22 protein-coding genes and 2 pseudogenes are annotated in these 21,629 nt (G+C 69.6%); 11 read left to right on the forward strand and 13 right to left on the reverse strand.

Annotation, left to right across the window (positions count from 1 at the left end; translation table 11 throughout):
* Nucleotides 1–96: 96 nt before the first annotated feature.
* Both ACFYW9_RS36165 and ACFYW9_RS36170 read right to left on the reverse strand, forming a co-directional pair.
* Nucleotides 97–357, reverse strand: a pseudogene (locus ACFYW9_RS36165) (M23 family metallopeptidase); the annotation flags it as partial.
* A 535-nt stretch (nucleotides 358–892) separates the two neighbouring features.
* Entirely contained in the window at nucleotides 893–5,026 is a 4,134-nt protein-coding gene (locus ACFYW9_RS36170; RefSeq protein ID WP_389159363.1) for a BTAD domain-containing putative transcriptional regulator, read from the reverse strand.
* 537 nt (nucleotides 5,027–5,563) lie between these two features.
* Here ACFYW9_RS36170 and ACFYW9_RS36175 point away from each other — a divergent pair.
* Nucleotides 5,564–5,989: a hypothetical protein gene (locus ACFYW9_RS36175; RefSeq protein WP_351875398.1), complete on the forward strand. Its 426-nt coding sequence runs from the start codon at nucleotides 5,564–5,566 to the stop codon at nucleotides 5,987–5,989.
* 65 nt (nucleotides 5,990–6,054) lie between these two features.
* Nucleotides 6,055–6,963 carry a hypothetical protein gene (locus tag ACFYW9_RS36180; RefSeq protein WP_389159364.1) on the forward strand — a complete coding sequence of 303 codons (909 nt, stop codon included), beginning with the start codon at nucleotides 6,055–6,057 and terminating at the stop codon, nucleotides 6,961–6,963.
* 45 nt (nucleotides 6,964–7,008) lie between these two features.
* On the opposite strand, the gene ACFYW9_RS36185 is transcribed toward ACFYW9_RS36180, so the two are convergent.
* Both ACFYW9_RS36185 and ACFYW9_RS36190 read right to left on the reverse strand, forming a co-directional pair.
* Entirely contained in the window at nucleotides 7,009–7,314 is a 306-nt protein-coding gene (locus tag ACFYW9_RS36185) for a dihydrofolate reductase family protein (protein ID WP_389159365.1), read from the reverse strand.
* Nucleotides 7,315–7,502: 188 nt separating this feature from the next.
* Nucleotides 7,503–7,700: pseudogene (locus ACFYW9_RS36190) on the reverse strand (hypothetical protein); the annotation flags it as partial.
* 145 nt (nucleotides 7,701–7,845) lie between these two features.
* Here ACFYW9_RS36190 and ACFYW9_RS36195 point away from each other — a divergent pair.
* Together ACFYW9_RS36195 and ACFYW9_RS36200 are read left to right on the forward strand one after the other, a co-directional pair.
* Nucleotides 7,846–8,928 (forward strand): hypothetical protein, encoded by a 1,083-nt coding sequence (locus ACFYW9_RS36195; RefSeq protein ID WP_389159366.1) that lies wholly within the window; start codon nucleotides 7,846–7,848, stop codon nucleotides 8,926–8,928.
* Nucleotides 8,929–9,093: 165 nt separating this feature from the next.
* Nucleotides 9,094–9,843, forward strand: coding sequence for a transposase family protein (locus ACFYW9_RS36200; protein WP_389159367.1), 750 nt, complete (start codon nucleotides 9,094–9,096; stop codon nucleotides 9,841–9,843).
* Here ACFYW9_RS36200 and ACFYW9_RS36205 read toward each other — a convergent pair.
* The 3 genes from ACFYW9_RS36205 to ACFYW9_RS36215 form a co-directional block, all read right to left on the reverse strand.
* The gene (locus tag ACFYW9_RS36205; protein ID WP_389159368.1) at nucleotides 9,771–10,448 is read right to left on the reverse strand and encodes an IS5 family transposase; all 678 of its coding nucleotides are present in this window, start codon (nucleotides 10,446–10,448) and stop codon (nucleotides 9,771–9,773) included. The genes ACFYW9_RS36200 and ACFYW9_RS36205 overlap by 73 nt on opposite strands.
* A gap of 155 nt (nucleotides 10,449–10,603) precedes the next feature.
* The gene (locus ACFYW9_RS36210) at nucleotides 10,604–10,984 is read right to left on the reverse strand and encodes a toxin Doc (protein ID WP_351875380.1); all 381 of its coding nucleotides are present in this window, start codon (nucleotides 10,982–10,984) and stop codon (nucleotides 10,604–10,606) included.
* 3 nt (nucleotides 10,985–10,987) lie between these two features.
* A complete protein-coding gene (locus ACFYW9_RS36215) occupies nucleotides 10,988–11,239 on the reverse strand; it encodes an antitoxin MazE7 (protein WP_351875377.1) in 252 nt (83 codons plus the stop codon).
* A gap of 174 nt (nucleotides 11,240–11,413) precedes the next feature.
* Here ACFYW9_RS36215 and ACFYW9_RS36220 point away from each other — a divergent pair, with 174 nt between their 5' ends.
* The 3 genes from ACFYW9_RS36220 to ACFYW9_RS36230 all read left to right on the forward strand — a co-directional run bounded on the left by ACFYW9_RS36220 (nucleotide 11,414) and on the right by ACFYW9_RS36230 (nucleotide 12,732).
* On the forward strand, nucleotides 11,414–12,037 hold the full coding sequence (locus ACFYW9_RS36220) for a hypothetical protein (RefSeq protein WP_389159369.1): 624 nt from the start codon (nucleotides 11,414–11,416) through the stop codon (nucleotides 12,035–12,037).
* Nucleotides 12,038–12,446: 409 nt separating this feature from the next.
* Nucleotides 12,447–12,581: a hypothetical protein gene (locus ACFYW9_RS36225; RefSeq protein ID WP_389159370.1), complete on the forward strand. Its 135-nt coding sequence runs from the start codon at nucleotides 12,447–12,449 to the stop codon at nucleotides 12,579–12,581.
* Between the two features lie 4 nt (nucleotides 12,582–12,585).
* Nucleotides 12,586–12,732 carry a hypothetical protein gene (locus ACFYW9_RS36230; RefSeq protein ID WP_389159371.1) on the forward strand — a complete coding sequence of 49 codons (147 nt, stop codon included), beginning with the start codon at nucleotides 12,586–12,588 and terminating at the stop codon, nucleotides 12,730–12,732.
* A 216-nt stretch (nucleotides 12,733–12,948) separates the two neighbouring features.
* Here the strand turns inward: ACFYW9_RS36230 and ACFYW9_RS36235 are convergent, their stop codons facing one another.
* The 4 genes from ACFYW9_RS36235 to ACFYW9_RS36250 all read right to left on the reverse strand — a co-directional run bounded on the left by ACFYW9_RS36235 (nucleotide 12,949) and on the right by ACFYW9_RS36250 (nucleotide 15,988).
* Nucleotides 12,949–13,602, reverse strand: coding sequence for a hypothetical protein (locus tag ACFYW9_RS36235; protein WP_389159372.1), 654 nt, complete (start codon nucleotides 13,600–13,602; stop codon nucleotides 12,949–12,951).
* An 82-nt stretch (nucleotides 13,603–13,684) separates the two neighbouring features.
* On the reverse strand, nucleotides 13,685–14,374 hold the full coding sequence (locus ACFYW9_RS36240) for a hypothetical protein (RefSeq protein WP_351875368.1): 690 nt from the start codon (nucleotides 14,372–14,374) through the stop codon (nucleotides 13,685–13,687).
* A gap of 140 nt (nucleotides 14,375–14,514) precedes the next feature.
* The gene (locus tag ACFYW9_RS36245; RefSeq protein ID WP_389159373.1) at nucleotides 14,515–15,426 is read right to left on the reverse strand and encodes a hypothetical protein; all 912 of its coding nucleotides are present in this window, start codon (nucleotides 15,424–15,426) and stop codon (nucleotides 14,515–14,517) included.
* Entirely contained in the window at nucleotides 15,419–15,988 is a 570-nt protein-coding gene (locus ACFYW9_RS36250; RefSeq protein WP_351875407.1) for an RNA polymerase sigma factor, read from the reverse strand. The genes ACFYW9_RS36245 and ACFYW9_RS36250 overlap by 8 nt, the downstream gene beginning before the upstream one ends.
* A 219-nt stretch (nucleotides 15,989–16,207) precedes the next feature.
* Here ACFYW9_RS36250 and ACFYW9_RS36255 point away from each other — a divergent pair, with 219 nt between their 5' ends.
* Nucleotides 16,208–16,597: a transposase gene (locus ACFYW9_RS36255; RefSeq protein ID WP_389159374.1), complete on the forward strand. Its 390-nt coding sequence runs from the start codon at nucleotides 16,208–16,210 to the stop codon at nucleotides 16,595–16,597.
* Here ACFYW9_RS36255 and ACFYW9_RS36260 read toward each other — a convergent pair.
* Nucleotides 16,506–17,531, reverse strand: coding sequence for a transposase (locus ACFYW9_RS36260; RefSeq protein WP_389159375.1), 1,026 nt, complete (start codon nucleotides 17,529–17,531; stop codon nucleotides 16,506–16,508). The genes ACFYW9_RS36255 and ACFYW9_RS36260 overlap by 92 nt on opposite strands.
* 217 nt (nucleotides 17,532–17,748) lie before the next feature.
* Nucleotides 17,749–19,203, reverse strand: coding sequence for a beta-propeller fold lactonase family protein (locus ACFYW9_RS36265; protein WP_389159376.1), 1,455 nt, complete (start codon nucleotides 19,201–19,203; stop codon nucleotides 17,749–17,751).
* Between the two features lie 605 nt (nucleotides 19,204–19,808).
* Here ACFYW9_RS36265 and ACFYW9_RS36270 point away from each other — a divergent pair.
* From ACFYW9_RS36270 to ACFYW9_RS36280, 3 genes are read left to right on the forward strand one after another with little or no spacing between them, the layout of a single operon-like run.
* Nucleotides 19,809–20,006, forward strand: a complete 198-nt coding sequence (locus tag ACFYW9_RS36270) for a hypothetical protein (protein WP_389159377.1) — start codon at nucleotides 19,809–19,811, stop codon at nucleotides 20,004–20,006.
* The gene (locus tag ACFYW9_RS36275) at nucleotides 19,981–21,165 is read left to right on the forward strand and encodes a ThiF family adenylyltransferase (protein ID WP_389159378.1); all 1,185 of its coding nucleotides are present in this window, start codon (nucleotides 19,981–19,983) and stop codon (nucleotides 21,163–21,165) included. The genes ACFYW9_RS36270 and ACFYW9_RS36275 overlap by 26 nt, the downstream gene beginning before the upstream one ends.
* Complete coding sequence (locus ACFYW9_RS36280; protein WP_389159379.1) at nucleotides 21,162–21,587, forward strand: DUF6527 family protein; 426 nt, start codon at nucleotides 21,162–21,164, stop codon at nucleotides 21,585–21,587. Before ACFYW9_RS36275 ends, ACFYW9_RS36280 begins: the two co-directional genes overlap by 4 nt.
* The last annotated feature ends 42 nt before the right edge of the window (nucleotides 21,588–21,629 follow it).

Here is a 21,629-nt window from a genome sequence, read left to right on the forward strand (position 1 = left end):
CTGGCCGTACTCGACGCCGTTGAACCAGGGGCGGATCCGTTCGGAGGTGGAGTTGCCCCAGGTGGCGGATCCGTTGTTGTCGGCGTCGTAGGCGAGTTCGAAGTGCAGGTGCGGGTGGTCGTTCGAGGTAGGCCCCGTCCTGCCGACCCGGCCGATCAGCTGGCCGCGCTGCACCGTCTGGCCGACGCTGACATCGCGGCTCTGCAGGTGCAGGTATGTCGTGAAGTAGCGCTGCCCGTGGTTGATCTGGATCACGTTGCCGGCGTTGGAGTGGTAGAAGGACTGCCGGACCGTGCCGGAGGCCGGAGCCAGCACCGGTGCTCCTTCGGTGCCGACCTGGTTGGGCTCGCGAACCATGTCGAGCGCGGGTGCGTGTGCCCAGCTGTCGAGTCGCCACTGCTGGCCGCAGGTGAAGGGCAGTTGGAAGGCGATGGGCGGGGCCGCCGCGGCGGCCGGCGCCGCGGCCTGCCAGGGCAGGACGACGAGGGCGGCAACAGCCACGAGCAGTCTGCCGAGCAGCCCTGGGCTGAGCGTGCGGATGAGGGATGTCAACGTGCCTCCTTCTTTGGTGCCGAGTTCATGCGTGTCCGGGACGGGGTGTGCGCGCGGCGATGGGACGGCAGGTGCCCATCCGCTATGGCTGGGCGCTGCGGGACGGCCGCGTCCGGTCGCGGTGTGTCGCCCGCATGGCGGTCACGATGAGGGCCGAGTTGGCGGTAGCCGTGTACGGCCCTCATCGTGAGCTCGCCGGCGGGGGGAGCGACCTGTGCGCTGAGCGTGCCCCGCGTCGGTATAGCGCGGGTATTTCCGAAGGTCACCCGGTCGCCCTGGGCGGTGGTGCCGGCCACGGACCGCTTGCAGGGGAGCATGCCGCGCCGGCGGCGTGCCCGGGTCAGGGCTGCGGGCAGAGCGCGCCGGTGTCCTGGCCGGGGAGGTGGCGGTCGAGTTGCGCTGCGGTGGGCGGTAGGGCGGTGGCTCGGCAGATGCGCCGGATGGCTTCGGTCGCGGTCAGCGGCCAGTGGATGATGCGCTGGTCGGCTCCCGCGGACAGCAGGGTTCCGTCCGGGGTGAACGCCAAGCCCTGCACGTCTGCCGAGTGGCCGGTGAGGGTGGCGATGCGCCGGTGGGTTCGTACATCCCAGACGACGATCGTGTGATCCTCACCTGCCGAGGCGAGGAGGCGTCCGTCCTTGCTGAAGGCGAGCGTGCCGACCGCTGCGGTGTGGCCGGTCAGGGTGCCCCTGCTTTTCCATGTCCGGGTCGACCACAGGCGCACCGTGTGGTCCGAGCCGGCGGTGGCGATCAGATCGCCCGCCGGAGTGGCCGCGATGTCCTGCGTGGACCCCTGCGTGGCCGGAAAGGCCTTCACCAGCCGGTCGTCGGCGGTGCTCCACACGGCGATGCCGCCGGCCGGTGTGCTCGCGACTAGGAGGCCGCCCCGAGCGGGGTAGGCCATGGCGGTCGAGGTGCGCGGGCCGGTCGGCGCCGGCAGTGGACGGGGGTGTGCCGGGTCGCTGACCCTCCAGCGGAACGTTCCTCCCAGGGACATCACGGTGACCGTGCTGCCGTCCGGGCTGAAGGCGACGTCCGTGCCGGTGCCCATACCGGTGAAGGTGATGGTGGTGTGGCGCCGACCGGTCGACGGGTTCCACAGAGTCAGGGTGTGGTCGCGCGTCACCGCCGCCAGCACCGTGGCGTCCGGGCTGAACGCGACTGCCTTGACATGGTCGGAGTGTCCGCCCAGCAGCCGTTCGGCAGCACCGGAGGCATTCCAGATCCGTACGGACCTGTCGTCGCCGGCGGAGGCGACGAGCCGGCCGTCGGGGCTGACGTCCACGTCGTTCACGGCGCCGCCGTGACCGCTGAAGGGAAGGGCCGTCCGGCGCACCACGATGGTGCGTCCCAGACCGCCCGAGACCACCGTGCTCGCGTCCGGTGCCAGGTCCAGAGCCATGGTCTCCGAGCGGTAGCGGTCGGCGTGGCGGGCGATCTGCTCGCGGCGCCGGTAGTCCCAGATCGAGATCATGCCCTCTTCGTCGGCGATCGCGATCCGATCACCGACCGGCGCGGAGATCATCCAGGGGAAGGCCGTCTGCACCGGGAGGTCGGCGAACTGGCGGGCCGAGCGGCCGGTCAGCCGCCAGAACCTGATGCCGTGTTCTTCGGAGGCCGTGGCCAGGACATCGGATGTGGAGCCGAACCGGGCCACCTGGGCGCCTTCGGTGTTCAGCTCGAAGCGACGGCGACCGGTTTCGATGTCCCAGACGGCCACCGTCCCATCGGTACGGGTGACGGCGAGCGAGCGCTGATCGCCGGCCAGGCTGAGTGCCGCGGGCATACCGGTGGGCAGGAACACGGCCTTGCCACCGCCCAGCGTGGCTACCCGTGTGCCCTCGCCGGTGCCGTAGGCCACGACCGTGCCGTCGGCGCTGAAGGCCAGACCGTTGCTGAGGTCGCCGGACACTACCTGCTTGAACAGCACCTTCCTCGACCGGACCTCCCGCACGACGACCGAGCCTCCGGTCGGCTGCTTCGGATTGTTCAACCGGGCCAGGGACGCCAGCCGGGTACCGTCGGCGTTGAAGGCCACCCTCAGCGCGAAGAACCCCTGGGGGAGCGGCTTGACGACATGCTCGGTGAAGGAGGCCAGCCTCCTGTGTCGTTTCGGATCCCACAGCTCCACGGTGCCGTCGCTGGTGGCCGCGGCCACCAACGAGCCGTGAGGGGACAGGGCCAGGCCGAACGACGCGGGCCCGTTCGTGTTGAGTACGACGCTGGGCTGCGCGGACGCCGACGTACTGATCACCGCGCCCAGGGTGTCGGCGTCGGGATGCAGCCGATAGGCGGCCAGGGCGAGGGACCGGGCGACGTCCGGGTCGGTGGCGACCAGCGAGCGCGATGTGAGCGCGGCCTGATGGGCCAGGACGGTCAGGTGCTCGCGCTGTGCCACCTGCCGCTGCTGCCAGGCGGCACCGCCCCCGGACACGGTCGCCGCCAGCAGCACCGCCAGCACTATCGCCAGGACCCTCAGCCGGCGGACCCGGCGCCGCGCCGCAGCGAGTTCGGACTCGGCCAGCGCCTCGCTGGCGTCGAGGAACTCACGCTCCAGAAGGTTCAGCTCCGAGCGGTGGGGGCGCGCCTCGGCCAGCCCCAAGCCCCGATAGAGCCCTCCGGCGTCCCGCCCCGACTGCTGCCAGACTCGGGCCGCGGCAGTGAGCCGCTGCCGTACGACCAGGCGCCGGCGGTCCTCGCTCAGCCAGGCCCGCAGCCTGGGCCACGCCACGATGAGCGCCTCATGGGCGATCTCCACCCGATCCTCGTCCACGACCACCAGGCGCGCCGCCACCAGCTCGTCGACCACATCCGCGACCGCCGCGGCCGGGCCCATCCCGTCGAGTTCGGTTTGCGGGACCCGTCGCCGACTGTCCCGCACCCCGTCCTCGTCCAGGCTGATCAACCGCTGCATGAGCCGGCGCACCAGGTCCTGCTCGGCGGGTTCGAGCTCGGCGTAGACGTGTTCGGCGGTCTGGGCGATCGCATCGTGCATCCCGCCCCCTGCCTGGTACGCCGCGAGGGTCAGGGTGCGGCCGGCCCGGTTGCGCCAGGTCTCCCGCAGCGCGTGGGACACCAGCGGGAGCGCGGCGGCAGCGCCGGAGGCCTCCGCCACCACGGTCGCCAGCAGATCGGCGTCGACCGAGCAGCCCTCAAGATCCGCCGGCCGGACGATCAGCTCTCGCAGTTCCGCGGCCGACGGCGGGCCGACCAGCAGCTGCGCCTCGCTCATCAGCGCCGGCGCCAGCTCGCTCAGCCCGGTCATCTGGACGAAGAAGTCCGCACGGACACTGAGCACGACCTTCGTTCCGGCACGGGACGCCGCTAACAGCCCGGCGACGAATTCCTCCCGTACCGCGGGATCGGAGCACACGGTGAACAATTCCTCGAACTGATCGACCACCAGCAGCAGTTGACCGGCAGGCCGGTCGTGCTCGGCGAGCGCGGCCGCCAGCTGCTTCACCGGCTGGTCGGTCGGCGTCATCATGACCGGCTGCCACCGAGCGGTCGTATCCCGCCGGATCCGGCCCAGTAGGCCCGCCGCCAGCAGCGAGGTCTTCCCCGATCCCGACGCGCCGAACACGACGACCATGGGGAAGCGTTCCACGCGCTCCCACAGCAGCCCGCACAGCCGGTCGCGGCCGAAGAACCGGTCGTGATCCGAGGAGGTGAACGCCGGCAGGCCCCGGTAGGGGTTGGCCCCGACCGGCACCAGTGCCGCGACGGGGACCGGAGAGGGTATGAGGCCCTCATCGCCGCGGAGCATCGCCTGGTGCAGGCGCTGCAGACCCGGGCCGGGCTCGACGCCCAGTTCGGTCCTGTACAGCGCATGGGTCCGCCGGTAGAGCTCGAACGCCTCGGCCTGCCTGCCCGAGCGATACAGGGCCGTCATGAGCTGGCCGCGGAGCGACTCCCGAAAGGGATGCCGGGGCAGCAGCCCCGTCAGCTCCACGACCACCTCGGCATGCCTGCCGAGGGCCAGACCGCAATCGGCCCACCGCTCATGCACGGCAAGACGCAGCTCCTCCAGCCGGGCCGCCCGGGTCGCGACGGCTTCGGTATCCAGGAACTCCGCGAACGCAGGCCCGTTCCAGCACCGCAGCGCCTCACCGTGCAACTCCTGCGCGCCCGCTGTCTCACCCTGTCGCAGGGCCTCCTCCGCCTGGAGGGCCAGCCGTTCGAACCGCGTGGCGTCCAGCGCATCACCCGCCACCACGCGATAGCCGTCGCCCTGCCGTTCGATACGCTCCGGGCCCAGGGCCTTGCGCAGTAGATGGACGTACAGCTGCAGGTTCTTACGCGCCGAGCGCGGCGGTCGCTCGCCCCACAGTGCGGTCATCAGGAGCTCCGAAGGTACGGGCCGGTCGGGCCTGCTCAGCAGGACCGCGAGCAGCAGACGCACCTTGGGCGATCCGATGTCGACCGGCAAGCCCTCGCGACGGACCGCCAGATCCCCCAGAATCCCCAACTCCACTCGGCCGCCCCCCAAGGCTGCATGGATCAACGCCGGCGGCCCGAAGGTACACCAGCCTCTCCGACTCGGACCCGCGCCTGCCCGCCCGAGCCACGCATGACGCCGCACTGACGTGGATCAGCGGACTGCCGCCCGGTGCGGCCTCCCCGGCCGGCACCCCCTTGCCGCAGGCCCCAAGGGTCCGCGACGCGCAGCCGGCCGAAGCCACGCCCGATCACCTGCCGCACGCATCCCCATCAGGGCATATACGGCTCCTATACCGCGTCTCACAACGATCGCTTCCCGTACCGGGCCCACCGGCTCCGGGGCCCCTCCGATCAAGGAAGGAACGGGTGCGCCCATCCAGAACGACACCGACCAGTCCAACAGGCCCCCCGCCGTGGAGATGACGTCGGAGTCGCAGAGAACGCGAAGAAAGGACACAGCGTGAAGCTCAGGTTCAGCTCGGTAAGCGACCAGAACACCCATCAGCGGATCACCGGGAAGGCAGGACAGCGCATGCGTACAAGGCTCGCGGCAATCGCAGGAGTTGCCGCCATGACCGCCACGCTCGCACTGGTCGGCGCGTCCCCCTCGGCCGCCGGCCCCAACTGCGCCGACGGCAACCACTGCGTCTTCTACACCGACATCAACTCCGCACGGCAGTCCTTCTTCAACTCCGACCCGGACTTCTCCAACGACACCTTCGACGAATACAACGTGAGCGGGAACGGTCTCAACCGCCCGGTCAACAACAACGTCTACTCGGCCAGCAATTCAAGCACCGGGAACTACGAGAGCCACTACTGGGACAACACCAACGGAACGGGCTTCCTGTTCTGCCTGAACCCCGGTCACTACGTCAACTCCGCCTCCACCGTCGACCAGGCGGGCACGCAGAGCGGCGATCCGCTGCCCTCCGGCCTCCGGGACCGGGCCAGCCGGCTGACGCTCCCGGGCCGGACGTCGACCGACTGCTTCTGACCTCGGCGAACGTGCGGGCCCGGCGCAAACCGGGCCCGCACGTTCCGGACCTCGACAGGATTCACATGGCCCTGAGCTTCCACGGCACTCGCCGGCACATCGCCGCCTGCGTCCTGACCGCCACGGTGGGCGCAACGATCTGGGCGCTCGCCGACGCGAGGGCCCAGAACCCCGAACCCCGGCCCCATCGTCCGCCGTCCCCGGCCGCACTCGCCGAACAGGGCTTGCGTCCGCCGATCTACACCCAGCTCTACGCCTGGACCCAGGGCGGCGAACAGATCGCGACCGCCCAGCAACAGGTCCTCGTCGCCTGTATGGCCGAGCGCGGATTCACCCTCGAGCCCGCTCCCGTGGCGAAGGCGGGTGACGCGGCGGTGTCCCGCCCGACTCCGTTCGGTCTCGAGACCCTCGAAGAAATCGGGGCGGACAGCCAGACGCTGGCGCCACCGGAGCAGCCGCAAGGAGAGGCCTTCAACCGCGCCCTCTACGGCAAACCCGGAAACGAGATCTCCGTCAAGGGCAAGCTGCTCAAGGTGACCATGCCGGCGAGCGGCTGCCAGGCCGAGGCGGAGAAGCACATGCTGGGCGACGGCCGGGTGCGGTGGACTGAACTGCGGATGCAGCTCAACGAAGGGGAGCAGACAGCGTACAAGTGGCTCAAGCACGACTCCCTCTTCCGCAAGGCGAACGAGGGCTGGCGGCAGTGCATGCTCACCAACCGCGTCCAGGCCAAAGACCCCCTCGACCTGATCAGAGCCTTGCCGCCCGACGCGGACATCCGCACCCACCCCGCAACCAAGGCGGACGTCCACTGCAAGCAGGACACCGGATACCTGCGCACCGCCTACGCCAGACTCGCCGTGATGCAGCAGCGCTGGCTCGACGATCACCCCGACGTGCTCAAGGACCGCACCGCGCTGCGGGACAGGCAGCTGAGAATCGCCCGCCAGGTCCTTCAGGGGCAGATTGGCTGAGCACCCGGCGCACCCGATCTGCCCCGGCCCGGCTGCACCGGGTGCTCACGGCTGGGTGTGGTGGCGGAGGTAGACCACGCCGCTGGTGAGCCGGCGTTCGTCCAGGAGCTCGAAGCGGAGCCGGGCCCTGTCGGGGAGGAAGGGCTTGCCGCCGCCCAGCACGGCGGGGCCGACGAACAGGTGGTACTCGTCCACCAGCCCTGCGGCGATCGCGTGGGCGGCGAGGGCGGCCCCGCCGACGGTGAGGTCACGTTCGGAAGATGCCTTCAGCCGCCGAACCGCCTCGGGGTCGAAGTCGCGTTCGATCCGGGTCTGGGTGGTGGAGGCCGACTCCAGCGTCCTGGAGTACACGACCTTGTCGGCCGCCTGCCAGATCTCCGCGAACTCCCGCGCCCGGGCGACTGGCCCGCGATGTCATCGCCGCGAAGGGCTGCGTCTGGGACTGCCGCGGCTCTGGCGATTCCGCCCGGCCCGTTCGCGGACCCGGCCGCGCAGCCGGTAGTCCAGCTCGGTGACCAACGCGCCGTCGCGCCCACGTTCGACAGGCGGCGGCATCGTCCCAGCCAGGCGAACGTCCGCTCTACCACCCAACGCCGCGGGACCACCGCGAAGAGGGGTACTGCCGGAGGCGGTGCCCCTGCCTTCGCCCAGGTCGAGCGGAATCCTCCGTCGCGGCGCTGCACGACCTCCACAGTGAGCTTTTTCAGAGTGGCCACTGATCGAGTGATGGCTGGGCCGAAGCACGCTGGTTGTCACAGAGGCGGGCTTGCTGTCGCTGTGGCCGGGGCTGCATGCGTTGGACTTGACGAGCTGAACACCGTTGTCACCGTATCTGGTTGAGGCGGACAGGGGTTGTCAGTGGCTGGTGGCAGGATCACCGGCATGGTTTTCGTACGTACTACTCCGCCGCGGCCCGTGGACGTGACCGGGGTCTTTCCCGAGCTGGCGCCGTTGGCGCGTCCTGCGATTCGACTGCATCCTCGTCCCGGGTCGCCTTCGGTCGGGGAGAGCTCGGTCGGGGGGCCGTTGCTGTGGCCGGCCGATGAGCCGTGGCCGCACTGCGAAGCCTCGCACCTGCACGTGGACAGCGGGTTCCGCCAGTCGCCGGCCGACGTGCGGCTCAAGAGACGCATGCAGGCCCGGTGGCACCATGATCACAATGGCCGTGGGACAACGGCCGAGGAGGCGGCGGTCAAGGAGCGGAACGCCGCGATGCTCGCGGAGCGATTCGCCGTCGGCCCTCCGCCCGCGGACTGCCCGGTCCCCCTGCTGCCCGTGGCCCAGCTGTATCTGCGCGACATACCCCTGTTGCGGCCGCCCGGACAGGCCGATCTGCTCCAGGTTCTGTGGTGCCCCTACGACCACGATCCGGATCACAAGCCGTCGACCGCACTGTTCTGGCGGTCCGCCGCCGAGGTCGTCGACATCCTCGCCACACCGCCCGAACCGTATGAGGTGAACGATGACGGCTATCTGCCGGAGCCGTGCGTGCTGGCACCGGAAGCGATCACCGAGTACCCCGGCAGCCTCGACCTGAGCCCGCAGATGCGGCTGGCGGTGGGCGACTGGGGCAGATGGCAGGCAGCCGGCGCCGACGTGGACAGCTCCTACGCGGACTATCCGCGGGAGTTCTATGACGTCCATCTGGCTGACGCGCCCGGCTGGAAGGTCGGCGGCTGGCCTCCGTGGGGCCGCACCGACCCGTATCGCCGATTCTGCGCTGTCTGTGATGTACAGATGGTCCCGCTGCTGACCATCGCCTCCTTCGAATGGGACGGCGGTGAGGGACACAGCTGGGCACCTCACGAAGAACAGGCCGCCGCCTACGCCGCCAACACCGTCGGTAGTTGCTGTGGCCAGCGCCCCTCGCAGCCGACCAAGGTCGAAGTCGGCAGCACCGACAACATGCAGATCTACGTCTGCCCGACCTCCCCCGAGCATCCCCACACCGACCTGATCCAATGAGCTGCCAGGTCTGTCACGTACCCTCCCGCAGCCGGTTACAGAAGTGCCGCCGCGTCAGGATGGGTGACAGGCCGCTCACCTCACGGTGGCGGGACCCGCAACGCACGAAGCTCCTGTGCCGTTGGGGGGTGTTCGAAGTTCCAACCCGTCGGTGCAGGAGCCTCGTTGGTTCCCCACCCTGCCGCACTCGACCTGCCGCACGCGCTGGTCGAGTGGGTCACCATGCTCATCGTCACCCGTGAGGGTGACCGCCGCTGCAAGCTCCCACCGCACCAGCGCGCGCTGGTCGCTCTGGTGTACCTGCGCAAACACGACACCCTCGCGCAGATCGCCGCAGGCTTCGGCATCTCGGTGGGCACCGCCCACGCCTACACCCACACCGTGGTCGACCTGCTCGCGGCCCGGGCACCCGGCCTGCTCAAGGTCCTTCGTGAAGCCGACCCGGACTTCGTCCTGCTCGACGGCACCCTCGCCGCATGCGACCGCCTGGGCGATGGCCGGACCGACTACTCCGCCAAGCACCGACGCCACGGGGTGAACGTCCAGGTCGTGACCGACCCGGCCGGCCGGGTTCTGTGGTTTTCACCCGCCCTGCCAGGCCGGACCCACGACCTGACCGCGGCCCGCACCCACCGGATCATCCCGATCTGCGAACGCCAGGATGTCCCGATCCTCGCCGACCGCGCCTACCTTGGAGCCGGCCCCTGGGTGACGACACCGGTCAGACGCCCACCCGGTCGTGACCTGTCACCGACCCAGCGCACCGTCAACCGCGCGCTGTCGGCAACACGGGCACCAGTCGAACGAGGCGTGGCCCGCCTGAAGTCTTGGCGGATCTTCCATCACGCGCGCTGCAGCCCAAATCGAATGTCGTCAATCGCGGCTGCGGTCCTCACCCTGGAGCGGCAACGCTGAAAGAGCTCAGTGATGCCGGTGGCTTCCTGGGCCCAGGTATGGAAGTCGGTGCCGCGGTATCCCTGGTCCGCCCACACGTGCCGAAGGCGCGGGAAGGCATCAGCGGCCTGGGAGAACAGCACCGCGGCGCCGTCGCGATCGCCTACGCTGGCCGGGCTCACGCAGGTGACCAGGACGGTGCCACGGGTGTCGACGAGCAGGTGGCGCTTGATGCCGCTGACCTTCTTGCCGCCGTCGTATCCGTGCAGGCCGCCGCGTTCGCCGGCCCGAATGCTCTGGCTGTCGATGATGGCCGCGCTGGGAGTGGGATCGCGGCCGAGCTGCACACGTTCGTGCTCACGCAGCGCTGTCGGCATCCGCTCCCACACGCCTTCTTGCTGCCATCGCCGCCAGTAGTGGCAGACGGTCTGCCACGGCGGCAGGTCATGCGGCAGCAGTCTCCAGGCGCAGCCGGCCCGCAGCCAGTACGCCAGTGCGTTGAGGATCTCCCGCCGGGTGTGTTTTGCCGGTCGTCCACCAAGCTTGACCGCCGGAACCAGCGGACAGAGGATCTCCCACTCCGGATCGGACAGATCCGTCGAGTATCGGGTACGCAGCCCGCACACCCCAGCCCCCGAAAGTGCGACACCACCCCGCTACCAGGCGACTTGCCCGCTGACAGGCTTTTCAGACGCCCTCTAGCCGATCGCCCGCCGGACACGCCTAAGGTGCAGCATGAGGGTCGGGCTCAGCTGGACTCAACCAGCCTCCGTGACCAGTCTCATGTAGCACTTTGCCAGGAACGGAGCCGGTCGGCGATGTCGTAGACGGTGAGCCGTAGCGCGCGAATGTCGGTGATCAGGTCCCGCCACGGCTCGAAGGAGTCGTCGACTTCCTGCCCCGAGGCTCGGATGTAGGCCACCGCGACGCCGTATGCGAAATAGGCGTTGCGGGCCGGCAGCGGGCGCAGCAGGACCAGTTGCTCCAGCAGGGCGGCGGCCCGCCAGTAGGCATCGGGCTCGCCGGAGTCCAGCTGGGGTGTGTTCACCCGGTGCCGGGCGACAGCGGCCACCAGGCCGGAGTAGTCCCGGACTCCGAGCTCTTTGCCGAGTAGTTCCTCTTGTCGGTCGAGGAGCCATCGGATGTCGATGTGCAGTTCCAAGGGTCAGGCCGCCCGCCCCGCGCTGGTGTGGCGGCCGGGTGCGTCGTCGGGGAAGGCGTCGTCGAAGGCCTCGGCCAGGCCGGGGCGGGCAATGATGCCGCGGAACTCAGCCGTCGCCCTGCTCAGCGCGATCTGGTTCTCTTCAACTCTGGCCAGGTCGGCCAGGTAGGCGCGCACGCTCTGCCCGCGGGCTGCGGCGACCGCAGCGAACCGGTCCCTGGTCTCGGAGTCAACCTTCACGGTGGTGTCAGCCATACACCGAGTATGCACCCATGGGTACCTTTGCGAATACCCGTTGCGCAATTCCGGCCTCTGACTACGTGTGGCTGAGCATTTCAGTCGGCCTTTTCGGCCGACTGAAATGCTCAGCCACGCCGGGGAGCCCCAGCCGTGTGGAACCGAGCGCTCGGAGCCACACGTCTCCCGTGCATGCTGACCATCCTGGGGATACTCTTCGCCGTCGCGCCCACCGTCGTCTGGGGGATGATCGCCCGCACCCGCTCCGTCGGCTTCGCGATCGGCGGCGTGCTGCTCACCGGAGCCGGTCTGCTGATCAGCGTCCAGCAGGGCTGGATCGACGCTCCCAGGCCCGACGCCCATCTCGTGTTCACGGCCCTCGCGCCCCTGCTCATCGCCTGCGGCGCGGGACTGGAAGGACGACACGAGAACTCCCCTCCCCCGGAATGGATCCCCCGCCGCAACGGAGCGATCGGCTTCCTGGGGACGCAGTTCGCCCTCACCCTCGTGGTCGGCCTCCTGTACGCCCTGATGATCAGCGAAGGCTCGGACCCCCCGTCGTCCAAGGCCCTCCCCTCATTACCGCCAGGCATCACCCTGATCGACGAAGGCACCAGCTGCGGTTCCGGCGGCTGCTGGCGCGCCGCGACGGTCACCAGCAAAGACGGCCTGTCCCACTCGGAGATCATCCGCGTACTGGGCCTCCAGCAGGAGAGCTGCCACTCCAGCGGCTGGCTGCTCGACTGGCGTGACGTGTGCATCGGAGCCAGGGACAACGGCGAGAACGTCACCATCTACGCTGGCTGGGGATACTGAAAGAACGCTGCATCCGCCAGTCACAGCGAATTGCGAATCGCCATCGGACCGATTCCGAGCATCGGCGCCCAGATGCAGTGCGCAGTCACACCGGAGGATTCTGCCTGCGCACGATAGTTGGCCCTTAAACGCGCTACTCGGCCCCTGTGTGCGATGGATGGCCCACGCGAGAGCCGCAGGGACGTGCTGAGCTGGGATTTCTGAGTTCATATGGTCTGCGGCGTGCAGCGCCCTGGCTGCCCGGTCGCTTTGCCTGGTCCGGATCACCCATGATCCAGTCTCTGATGGATTCGACGGGGGTGTGGCGTGGGGGACTGGCGGACCGATCCGACGTTCGCGATGTACAGGGGCTCTGGTCGACGGGGCGGATCTGGCATCGTTCGCGGGAGGCCCATTCGACATCCGGGCCGTGACAGCGACCATCCGGCCCGAGAACATCGACGGAGCCGACCTCGACAACCTTCCCTGGGGAAACTTCCCTCACGGGGAGGACGCCCGGGAGGCCGTTCGCCTGCTGCACACCAAAAAACGGGTCGGCACGTAGAGCAATGGGTGTACTGATCGGCATGTGCGCCGACGACAGCCGGGCCGCCGCCGCTCTCGCCGTCCCGTTCCTGATCCGGATCGCCACCGACCCGCACCATCCACACCGCACCGTCGCCCTCAGCGGTCTCGCCGCCCCGGCCCGCGCCTGATACTTCGGTGTCGCCTCCCGCGCAGAACTCCTCCTCCACCGCTCCGGCACCCGGCACCCGGCACCCGGCACCCGGCACGACGACTACGACGACTACGGCGTCGAGGTGACCGGCTACCCGGCAGGCTGGTCGGTGACCGCTGCCCGAGCCGCGATCACCACCGGAACCCCCCTGCTCCTGCCCCTCCTCGACGACTTTGACCCTGCCCTCCGGTCCTCACAAGTCGATCAGTTCCTGTCGTGGCTCCCGCGGCGGTCCCGCGTCCTCACGCCGGGCCGCCGCGCGCCGTATGAACCACGGAACACCGGCGCCGAGAGCCAAGCCCACCGCGAGTCCGGGCAGCACCCACCGCGCCCGGTCCACCGCGTCCGGCTCCGCCACGGCGGCCACCGCCGCGGGCCGGGAACCGAATAGCCTCCCCTCCTGCGCCAGTTGCCCGAACATCGCGCTCGGCGCCCGATGCCAGCGGATGTCGTCGTCCACCACGTCGGGCGAGGGATCCGAACGCACCCACAGCGTTCCGCCCGGCGTGAGGAACAGCTGGTCCTGGCGCTCGACGGCGACATCGCCGCCGGGCGCCCGACTGGTCTGCGGCCAGCCCCCGACACCGGTCAGCCCCCAGATCACGGTGACCCGCACCTCGGGAAAACGGCCGTGCGTCCACGCTTCGGGCACCCTCTCGGTCCCCGTGTACCGGGGCGACAGCAGCCGCCACAGCCGTCCGAAGTCCCGCTCCTCGGCGTGCAGCGTGGTCGTCCGCCCCGTGTCGCCCGCGATGACCAGGGCCATGTCCGGGCTGTCGCCCTTACCGAGCCCCCAGGCACCCGCCGAGGCAGGGGCCTGTGCTGCGCCGAGCGCGGCCAATGCCATGGACACGAGTAACAGGACCCGCACCCCGTTCCTGATCCGTTCGCCCCGGCCCCTCATACGTCCCCCTCGATCCGGCCGGCACCTACACGTCCCGCAGCTCCTGTCGAGGCTCCCCCTTGTGAGGCCGTCGTATCCGGGCCAGCACGGCTCCTGCCGCCGCCCCGGGTATCGCCCACCACCAGTCGGTGCCGTCGCCGGTCGCGGCGGCGGTCCTCGTGGCCGGCCCGGCGGCGGGAGCGGGCGTCCGCGCGGGTGCGGGAGCGGCGCTCGTGACCTCCGGCGTCTGCCAGGGCCCCGGGCGGATTCCCCCGTCGCCCCGCTGCTTCGCCTTGCCCAGGACGCCCAGCTTCTTGAACAGCGCCCGCACCTGGGCCGGGTGCTGGGCCTTGTGCCAGTAGCTGTTCATGGTCGTCATGTCGGTCGTGGTGTTGATCCAGACGTCCCGGCTCCGCGGAGCGTCCGGATAGACACGGTCCACCCGCCAGGCAGACACGTCATGGACCAGCCACGTCACATTGAGCTGGTGTCCGTCGGCGACGCCGAGCCCGGGTGGATCCTTTCGGCTGCCCGAGCTCGCCTCGCCGAGGAGCCGCATCAACTCGCCGTACCGCGCGTCCGAGTAGTAGAGAGCGGCGCCCTCCGAACTCTCCGGCGAGACCACCAGCACACTCGTCGGGCCGCCGGCGAGGGCGGACGGCGCCGCTGACAGCGCCACCGCGAGAACCACCACCAACGCCCCCACCACCGTGAGCAGTTCACGAACTCTGCGCATGGAACCCCCCGAACCGGCCGGTCGATCGACGTGCGGCCCGCCCGCACGTCGCGTGTCACTTCTGGTACACCGCTCGACCGGCCGGGGTTCCCGTCCGCAGCCCACGCATTCCGAGCCGGGTCCGGAGACGGCGAACCCGGCTACTTCAGCGACCTGGCGATCTCCAGTGCCCGGGTCCTCGAGGACACGCCCTCCAGCCGGAGCGTCACCTCGCTTTCGTGCATCCACAGCAGCGTGGGCCCGGCGGTCCGCTCGGAGCGGGTGAAGCGGCCGCCGTCCGCGCCGACGAGCCAGAAGCTCAGACGATGCGGCCTCGGGAACCACAGCGCCGGATCGCCGAACTCCTCGTCGCCGTCCAGGCGCAGCCACTCCGGCGGCTCCCGGACCGTCTTGGTGAAGCCGATGTCCAGCCGCGCCGGATACGCGTCGATCCGGACCGTGCGCCCGTGCTCGATCCAGCACAGGCTCATCAACAGCCGGCCTCCCGGTTCGGGTGTCACGGTCACGGCGTCCGGCGCGCCGAGGGCGTCGGGCACGAGAGGTTCGAACCCGGCCCGTCGCCCGGCCTGCGCCAGGGTCAGCGAGGGCCCGGGGCAGCCCGGCACCCGGGCCCCGGCCGAGGGCACCGCCGACGGGTCGTAGCGCACCTCGACCCCGCCGAAGCCGAACCAGTCGACGACCGCCGCCCGCACCGGGGGCGTGAGCACCAGGACCGCCAGCACTCCGCACAGGCCCGCGGTGAGCGCGCGCCGGCGGGCCCTCGCCCAGCGGCGCACCGCGCGCAGCCGCTCACGGGGGCCCCGAGCCCCGTACGCCGGGTCCGGGATCCCCTCCCGCCGCCCGGAAGGCGCGGGCGGTACCCCCATCGCGAGTATGTCCTCCAGCACCCGCTCGACCATCGACTCCTCGACGCCGGCCCCCGGGCCGTCCAGCGACCGCCCGAACGCCCGCAGCTCGTCCGGCAGCCGGGAGACGTCCGCACGGGCTCGCCGGGCCCCCTCGCGGCCGGACTCCGCATCGTCGGCGCCTCCGCCCTCGTACGGCTCACTCATGCTCGTCACCCCCTTCCCGAGGCTCCCGAGGTTCGAAGGCGGGCAGCAGCCGGCCCAGCTTGCGCAGGGCGCGGTTGAGCCGGGACTTCACCGTGCCGCGCGGCCAGCCCAGGGCCTGGGCCGTCTCCGGTTCGTCCATCTCCAGGAGATAGCGGTACGTGACGACGAGACGGTGGTCCTCGCTCAGCTGCTCCAGAGCCGCCAGCAGCGCGGAGCGCCGCTCCGACTCCAGCGCCGCGACCGCCGGGTCCGCCGATTCCGGTATCAGCGGCGCCGCCTCCGCCAGCGCCGCCTCCCGGCCGGCCAGCGTCCGCTGACGCACCGCCGTCCGCACTGTGTTCCTCGTCTCATTGGCGACGATCGACAGCAGCCAGGGCTTGAACGCCGAGCCGTCCCGGAAGCGCCCCAGCGAGCAGTACGCCTTGATGAAGGCCTGCTGCACCACGTCCTCCGCGTCCGCGCCCGCTCCGAGCGCCCTGGCCGCCCTGATCGCGATGCCCGTGTGGGCACGGACCAGCTCCGCGTACGCCTCCGACTCCCCGGCGCGTACCCGTGCGATCACCACGGCCTCGTCGACGACGATGCGGCCCCCCTCCCGCGTCCTCACACTCTTGCTACACCGCCCGCGGCCCATCGGTTCCCACCCGCGGCACATCTGTTTCCGGCCAGTTCCGGAGCGGGCCCCTGTACCTGAGAGAATGGTGAACATGGCCTCTGACAATCCTCGCGTGTCCCTCCCCTCGTAGCGTGGAGTCCGTGATTGCAGGGGAAGTTGGGGTTCATGGGGTCCAAGCAACGGACGTACACGCCTGAGTTTCGTGAGGGTGCTGTACGCATTGTGATCGAGACGGGCAGGCCGATCCCGGAGGTCGCCGAGGAGCTCGGTGTGCATTCCGGCACGCTGCACAGCTGGGTGTCGCGGTGGCGGCGCAACGGATCGGCGTCGTCCGACCAGCCTGCCGAGCCCGCACCGGGCGGGCGGCTGCGCGAAGCCGAGCGGGCCGAGCTGGAGCGGCTGCGGCGGGATGCGGCGGAGAAGAACAAGCGGATCCGCGAGCTGGAGATGGAGCGTGATGTCCTCAAGCGATGCATGGTCCTCTGGGTGAAGAGTCCTTCTCCATGCCGGTGGCGAAAGAGTGGAGGCCCGGAAGCTCCTCGGCTCGCGCGCTGAAGACCCAGTCCTTCAGATGCTGGCCGGTGCGAGTGGTGAGGATGGCAGCGAAGCTGCGGACGAGGCGGTGGGCCGCCTCGAGCTCCGGGCAACGGGTAAGGACTTCGGTCAGCTGTTTTCCCTCACTCTCCGAGAGCCGGTCGGGGTGCCGCATGATCCACCCAGTGACTTGTCGGAGTCCTGGTGGCGCGGGCCCGACGACGCGGATACGGCGTCGGCGTCGTGGCCGTGGATAGTCGCTGATGATCTGGTAGCTGCCGCGGTAGCCGAGGTCCTGGAGCTCGGAGTGGAGCTGGATCGCGTTGGTGCACCCTTCTGCCCAGCGTTTGTCCAGGTGGGACTTGTAGGGGTCGAGCTGGCTTGACCGAGGTTGCTGTCGGCCGCCGAGCAACTCCTCAGGAGTTGCCGCGCGGGCGCATCGGCGGACCGTGTTTCCACCCATGTGTAACTCACGAGCGATCTCCCGAATGCCATGGCCCTTATGGAGGAGCGCGTGGACGATGGCGTGACGTTCACGGATACGGGCTTCGATCGGCGACATCTCCCTTGCCGACGGCGGTTCAATATCCGGCAGTTCACCCAGGCCGGAGCCGGGTGACCGCAGGCAGACGGCGTGCCAGCGCACGCATTGTTCCACCGCGGTGCCAAGGTTCTGCCACAGGTGAAAGCGGTCAGCGACCTGGACTGCCTGTGAGGCCCCAGCGCGGGCGCCCTCAGCGTAGGAGCCGGCACGATCCCGGCAGATCACCTCGATCCCAGGATGCTCACGCAGCCACGTGGCCAGCGTCCGCGCGTCCCGTCCTGGCAGCAGGGCGAGCGGTTTGCGGGTCTCGCAGTCGATGAGCACGGTCCCGTAGTGCTGCCCGCGGCGGGTGGCGAAATCATCGACCCCGAGCACCTTGGGCGCTTCCCAGTAGGGATCAGGAAGGGCCATCAGCAGCCGCAGCAGCGTTGTCCGGCTGACCGCACTGTGCAGTGTTACGGCCAGCCGGGTGCCAGCGCGGCCTGCGAGCGCGACGGCCAGTGCCTCCAGAACCCGGCGCGAAGCAGGCCCCCTGACGGGCTGTGTCGCGGAGCGTCGAAAACGGGCCCCAGGCGTCGTCGCTGCTGCGGCGAGGGACGTGCCGGGGCCCGTTTCTGGTGATCGTTGATCAGGTGTTGCAGCCGGTTCCGGTGGTGGGGTTGGTGCAGGCATTGTGGCCGGTTCCGCCGTTGTTGGTGTTGGTCCCGGGTCCGCCGTTGAGAGCGTCGTTGCCGGGTCCGCCCTCGATGGCGTCGTTGCCGTTGCCGCCGGTGAGGGTGTCGTTGCCGTTGCCGCCCTCGACGCGGTCGTTGCCGTCGCCGCCGGACAGCACGTCGTTGCCGTCGCCGCCGCAGATCAGGTCGTTGCCGCCGCGGCCGTCGACCACGTCGTTCCCGGCGAGAGCGAAGATCACGTCGTCGCCGGGGGTGCCGGTCAGGACGTCATTGCGGTTGGTGCCGGTGATGGTGGCCGTGGCGGTCGCGCAGGTCAGCGCCGGCTGGGGCACGACCCCGATCGCCACCCCGAACGGGAGGTCGCCGACGGGGACGGTGGCCACGACGGTGTTGGTGTTCGTGTTGATCACGGACACCGTGTCGGCGTTGGCGTCGGTGACGTAGGCGCGGGTGCCGTCCGGCGACACCGCCACCTCTCGAGGCGCATCGCCGACGGGGACGGTGGCCACGACCGTGTTGGTGTTCGTGTTGATCACGGACACCGTGTCGTCGTCGGCGTTGATGACGTAGGCGCGGGTGCCGTTCGGCGACACCGCCACTCCCTGGGGCGCATCGCCGACGGGGATGGTGGCGACAACCGTGTTCGTCGCCGTGTTGATCACGGACACCGTGTCAGCGTTGAAATTGGTGACGTAGGCGCGGGTGCCGTTCGGCGACACCGCCACCCCGAACGGGAAGCCGCCGACGGGGATGGTGGCGACGACCGTGTTCGTCGCCGTGTTGATCACGGACACCGTGTCGGCGTCGGAATTGGTGACGTAGGCGCGGGTGCCGTTCGGCGACACCGCCACCCCGATGGGAGCAGCGCCGACGGGGACGGTGGCCACGACGGTGTTGATGTTCGTGCTGATCACGGACACCGTGTTGGCGCTGAAGTTGGTGACGTAGGCGCGGGTACCGTCCGGCGACACCGCCACCCCCAGGGGCTCAAGGCCGACGGGGACGGTGGCGACGACTGTGTCGGTCGCGGTGTTGATCACGGACACCGTGTCATCGGCGCGGTTGGTGACGTAGGCGCGGGTGCCGTCCGGCGACACCGCCACTTCCCACGGCGCATCGCCGACGGGAACCGTGACCGCCACCGTGTTCGTCGCTGTGTTGATCACGGACACCGTGTCAGCGTTGAAGTTGGTGACGTAGGCGTAGGTGCCGGGCGGCACGGCCTGGGCGGGCTGCGGAGCCACCATGGGCAGGGCCAGGCCGGCCACTACGACGAGACCTGCCACCAGCGCCCGCAGCAACCCACCCCACCACGAGCGACGCACTCGAAGACCAGGCGGAGCCGGCGACGGGAGGGCCGCCAGACCAAGATCGCGCAGGCTACGGACGGCGGTGTTGCGTTCAGGCATGGCGGAGCTCCTTCAGGGACGGAAAGAGGGGCTTGGCCGACGTAGACGGCGACCCCCGCACACCCTCACCGGACTCCAAGCGCCCCGCCATCACAGCAGATCAGACGGGTGAACAGACGAGCCCCAGCAGCAAGGCCCGACCTGTCGAGCGCCGGCGCCCTCGCCTGCGCCACCGCCCGCGAAACCCACACCAGCAACCTGGTGCGGTCCGCGGGCGGCGACTCGATACGTACCACGTCAGTCAGCGCCTGCCGGTAGCGCCGTAGCTCTCGCTCTGCTGCCGCCGACTCGTCGATTGTGCAAGCCACCAGGAGCAGTGCACCGTCCTGCCCGCTATCGACGGCGAACTCGTCCTCCACGTCGCTGAACTCAGTGCACCCGGCCCGCCGCAGAACCTTGCGGATCCTCTCAGCACCCCGGCCACGCGGGTCCGATAACAGGCGCAGGCCCCGCCCAACCTGCGGCCGGGCGACTTCATGCGTCGTTGTCATGGCCCCCAGTGCGGTCAATGCCGCTTGACCCCGAGCAGCAACTGACCTTCAACAACCAAGATCAGCCGTTAAATTGACACACCCGATACCTTCTGGGCGAGCGTCGTCGTCGCTGTGGTCGGCTACCTCATTCGCCGCAGGCTCGAGGAAACGCCCGCCTTCACCCAGGTGCCCACCGGCCCCAACGTACTGATCACGGTCAGCTATCGGCATGCCCACCAGAAGCCCGCCGAGGGCACCCTCACCGCAGGTGCCGACGTGCACATCAAGAACGGAACGGTGCTCAGTGTCACCGCCACTGACAAGTCGTAGCCCCGATCTGAAGCGCTTGGTGGACGAGGGGTACGAGGTAGAGATCCGCTCCGGGATGCTGCTGGTGCACCATGTCCCTTACCTGGACCGCGGTCGCACCGTGCGGTACGGGACCCTGGTGTCGGAGCTGTCCCTGTCCAATGACGTGACCGTGGCGCCCAACACTCACGTGGCCATGTTCACCGGCCTCGAACCGTGCGACGGTCTCGGGCAGCCTCTGGAAGCTCTCATCAACAGCCGGGGCCGCCAGACGCCTGCACAGGATGTCGAGATCGACTTCGTCTTCTCCAGCAAGCCGGCCGCTGGATACCCGGACTACCACGCGAAGATGACCACCTACATCGCCATCCTGGCCTCCCCTGCCCAGCAGTTGGACCCAGAAGCGACCGCGACGACCTTCTCCGTCCCTGGCATCACCGGGGAAAGGTCCGTCTTCCGCTACGCCGACACCGCCACCGGCCGGGCCGGCATCGGCACGGCTGCGGCACGCCTGGCAGGACATCGCATCGCCATCGTGGGTCTGGGCGGCAGGGGGAGTCACGTCCTCGACCTCGTCGCCAAGACGCACGTCGCCGAGATCCACCTCTATGACGGCGACGTCTTTCTGCAGCACAACCCGTTCCGCTCCCCCGGCGCCACGGCTCCCGAGGACCTGGCCGGCTCCCCCAACAAAGCCGAGCACTACGCGGCTCTCTACTCCCGCATGCGGGACGGGGTCGTCGCCCATCCGGTCCGTGTGGACGACGCGAATGTCGGTGGACTGCGTTCTTCGGATTTCGTCTTCGTCTGCGTGGACGACAACGGCGCGCGCCGGCTGATCGTCGAGCATCTCGAACAGGGCCAGGTCCCGTTCATCGACGTCGGGATGGGCATGTACGAGACGGACGACGGCCGGCTCTCGGGCTTGGTCCGAGTCACTGCCAGCACTCCGTCCCCGCGGGAGCACGTCCACCGCAACCAGCGCATCCCGCTCGCCGACGGATCCGGTCCCAACGCCTATGACCGCAACATCCAGATCGTCGACCTCAACGCGCTCAACGCCGTCCTCGCAGTCATCAAGTGGAAGAAGCTCCAGGGCTTCTACCTGGACCTGGAGGAGGAGATGCACAGCGTCTATCAGATCGACGGCAACGTGCTCACCAACGAGGACACCCCGTGAAACCGGTCCGCCTCACCCACCGCTTCGTCGACTACATCCCCGAGCCCCTGGAACGCGGCGTTCTGTACGTGTCACTGACGTTCACAACCGCGGTCCATCTGTGCGCCTGCGGATGCGGCAGCACCGTCGTCACCCCGCTCAGCCCCACCGACTGGTCCCTCACGTTCGACGGGACAACCGTCAGCCTCTCCCCCTCCGTCGGCAACTGGAGCTACCCCTGCCAATCCCACTACTGGATCCGCCACGACACCGTCTCCTGGGCCAGCCGCTTCACTCCGGCGCAGATCGCCGACACGCGCGCACGCACCGGACGCACCGACTCCCCTCCCAGCGGACGACCACCCCTGACCGTCCGGATACGTCACCGCCTTCGCCGCGCGCTAGATCGCTCTAGGACCCCCGGTCCCGAGGCCAGGGAGTGACGCGCGCGGGGTCGTCGGTCGCCACTGGTACAGCCCAACTCC

The sequence above is a fragment of the Streptomyces sp. NPDC002698 genome, assembly GCF_042888945.1.
Lineage (GTDB): Bacteria > Actinomycetota > Actinomycetes > Streptomycetales > Streptomycetaceae > Streptomyces.

Bases quoted from the DNA above. Each gene is read 5' to 3' on its own strand.
- ACFYW9_RS36175 (WP_351875398.1), top strand. From the start codon at position 5,564: ATGACCGCCACGCTCGCACTGGTCGGCGCGTCCCCCTCGGCCGCCGGC.
- ACFYW9_RS36180 (WP_389159364.1), top strand. From the start codon at position 6,055: ATGGCCCTGAGCTTCCACGGCACTCGCCGGCACATCGCCGCCTGCGTC.
- ACFYW9_RS36195 (WP_389159366.1), top strand. From the start codon at position 7,846: ATGGTTTTCGTACGTACTACTCCGCCGCGGCCCGTGGACGTGACCGGG.
- ACFYW9_RS36215 (WP_351875377.1), bottom strand. From the start codon at position 11,239: ATGGCTGACACCACCGTGAAGGTTGACTCCGAGACCAGGGACCGGTTC.
- ACFYW9_RS36220 (WP_389159369.1), top strand. From the start codon at position 11,414: ATGCTGACCATCCTGGGGATACTCTTCGCCGTCGCGCCCACCGTCGTC.
- ACFYW9_RS36230 (WP_389159371.1), top strand. From the start codon at position 12,586: ATGGGTGTACTGATCGGCATGTGCGCCGACGACAGCCGGGCCGCCGCC.
- ACFYW9_RS36235 (WP_389159372.1), bottom strand. From the start codon at position 13,602: ATGGCATTGGCCGCGCTCGGCGCAGCACAGGCCCCTGCCTCGGCGGGT.
- ACFYW9_RS36240 (WP_351875368.1), bottom strand. From the start codon at position 14,374: ATGCGCAGAGTTCGTGAACTGCTCACGGTGGTGGGGGCGTTGGTGGTG.
- ACFYW9_RS36245 (WP_389159373.1), bottom strand. From the start codon at position 15,426: ATGAGTGAGCCGTACGAGGGCGGAGGCGCCGACGATGCGGAGTCCGGC.
- ACFYW9_RS36255 (WP_389159374.1), top strand. From the start codon at position 16,208: ATGGGGTCCAAGCAACGGACGTACACGCCTGAGTTTCGTGAGGGTGCT.
- ACFYW9_RS36260 (WP_389159375.1), bottom strand. From the start codon at position 17,531: ATGGCCCTTCCTGATCCCTACTGGGAAGCGCCCAAGGTGCTCGGGGTC.
- ACFYW9_RS36265 (WP_389159376.1), bottom strand. From the start codon at position 19,203: ATGCCTGAACGCAACACCGCCGTCCGTAGCCTGCGCGATCTTGGTCTG.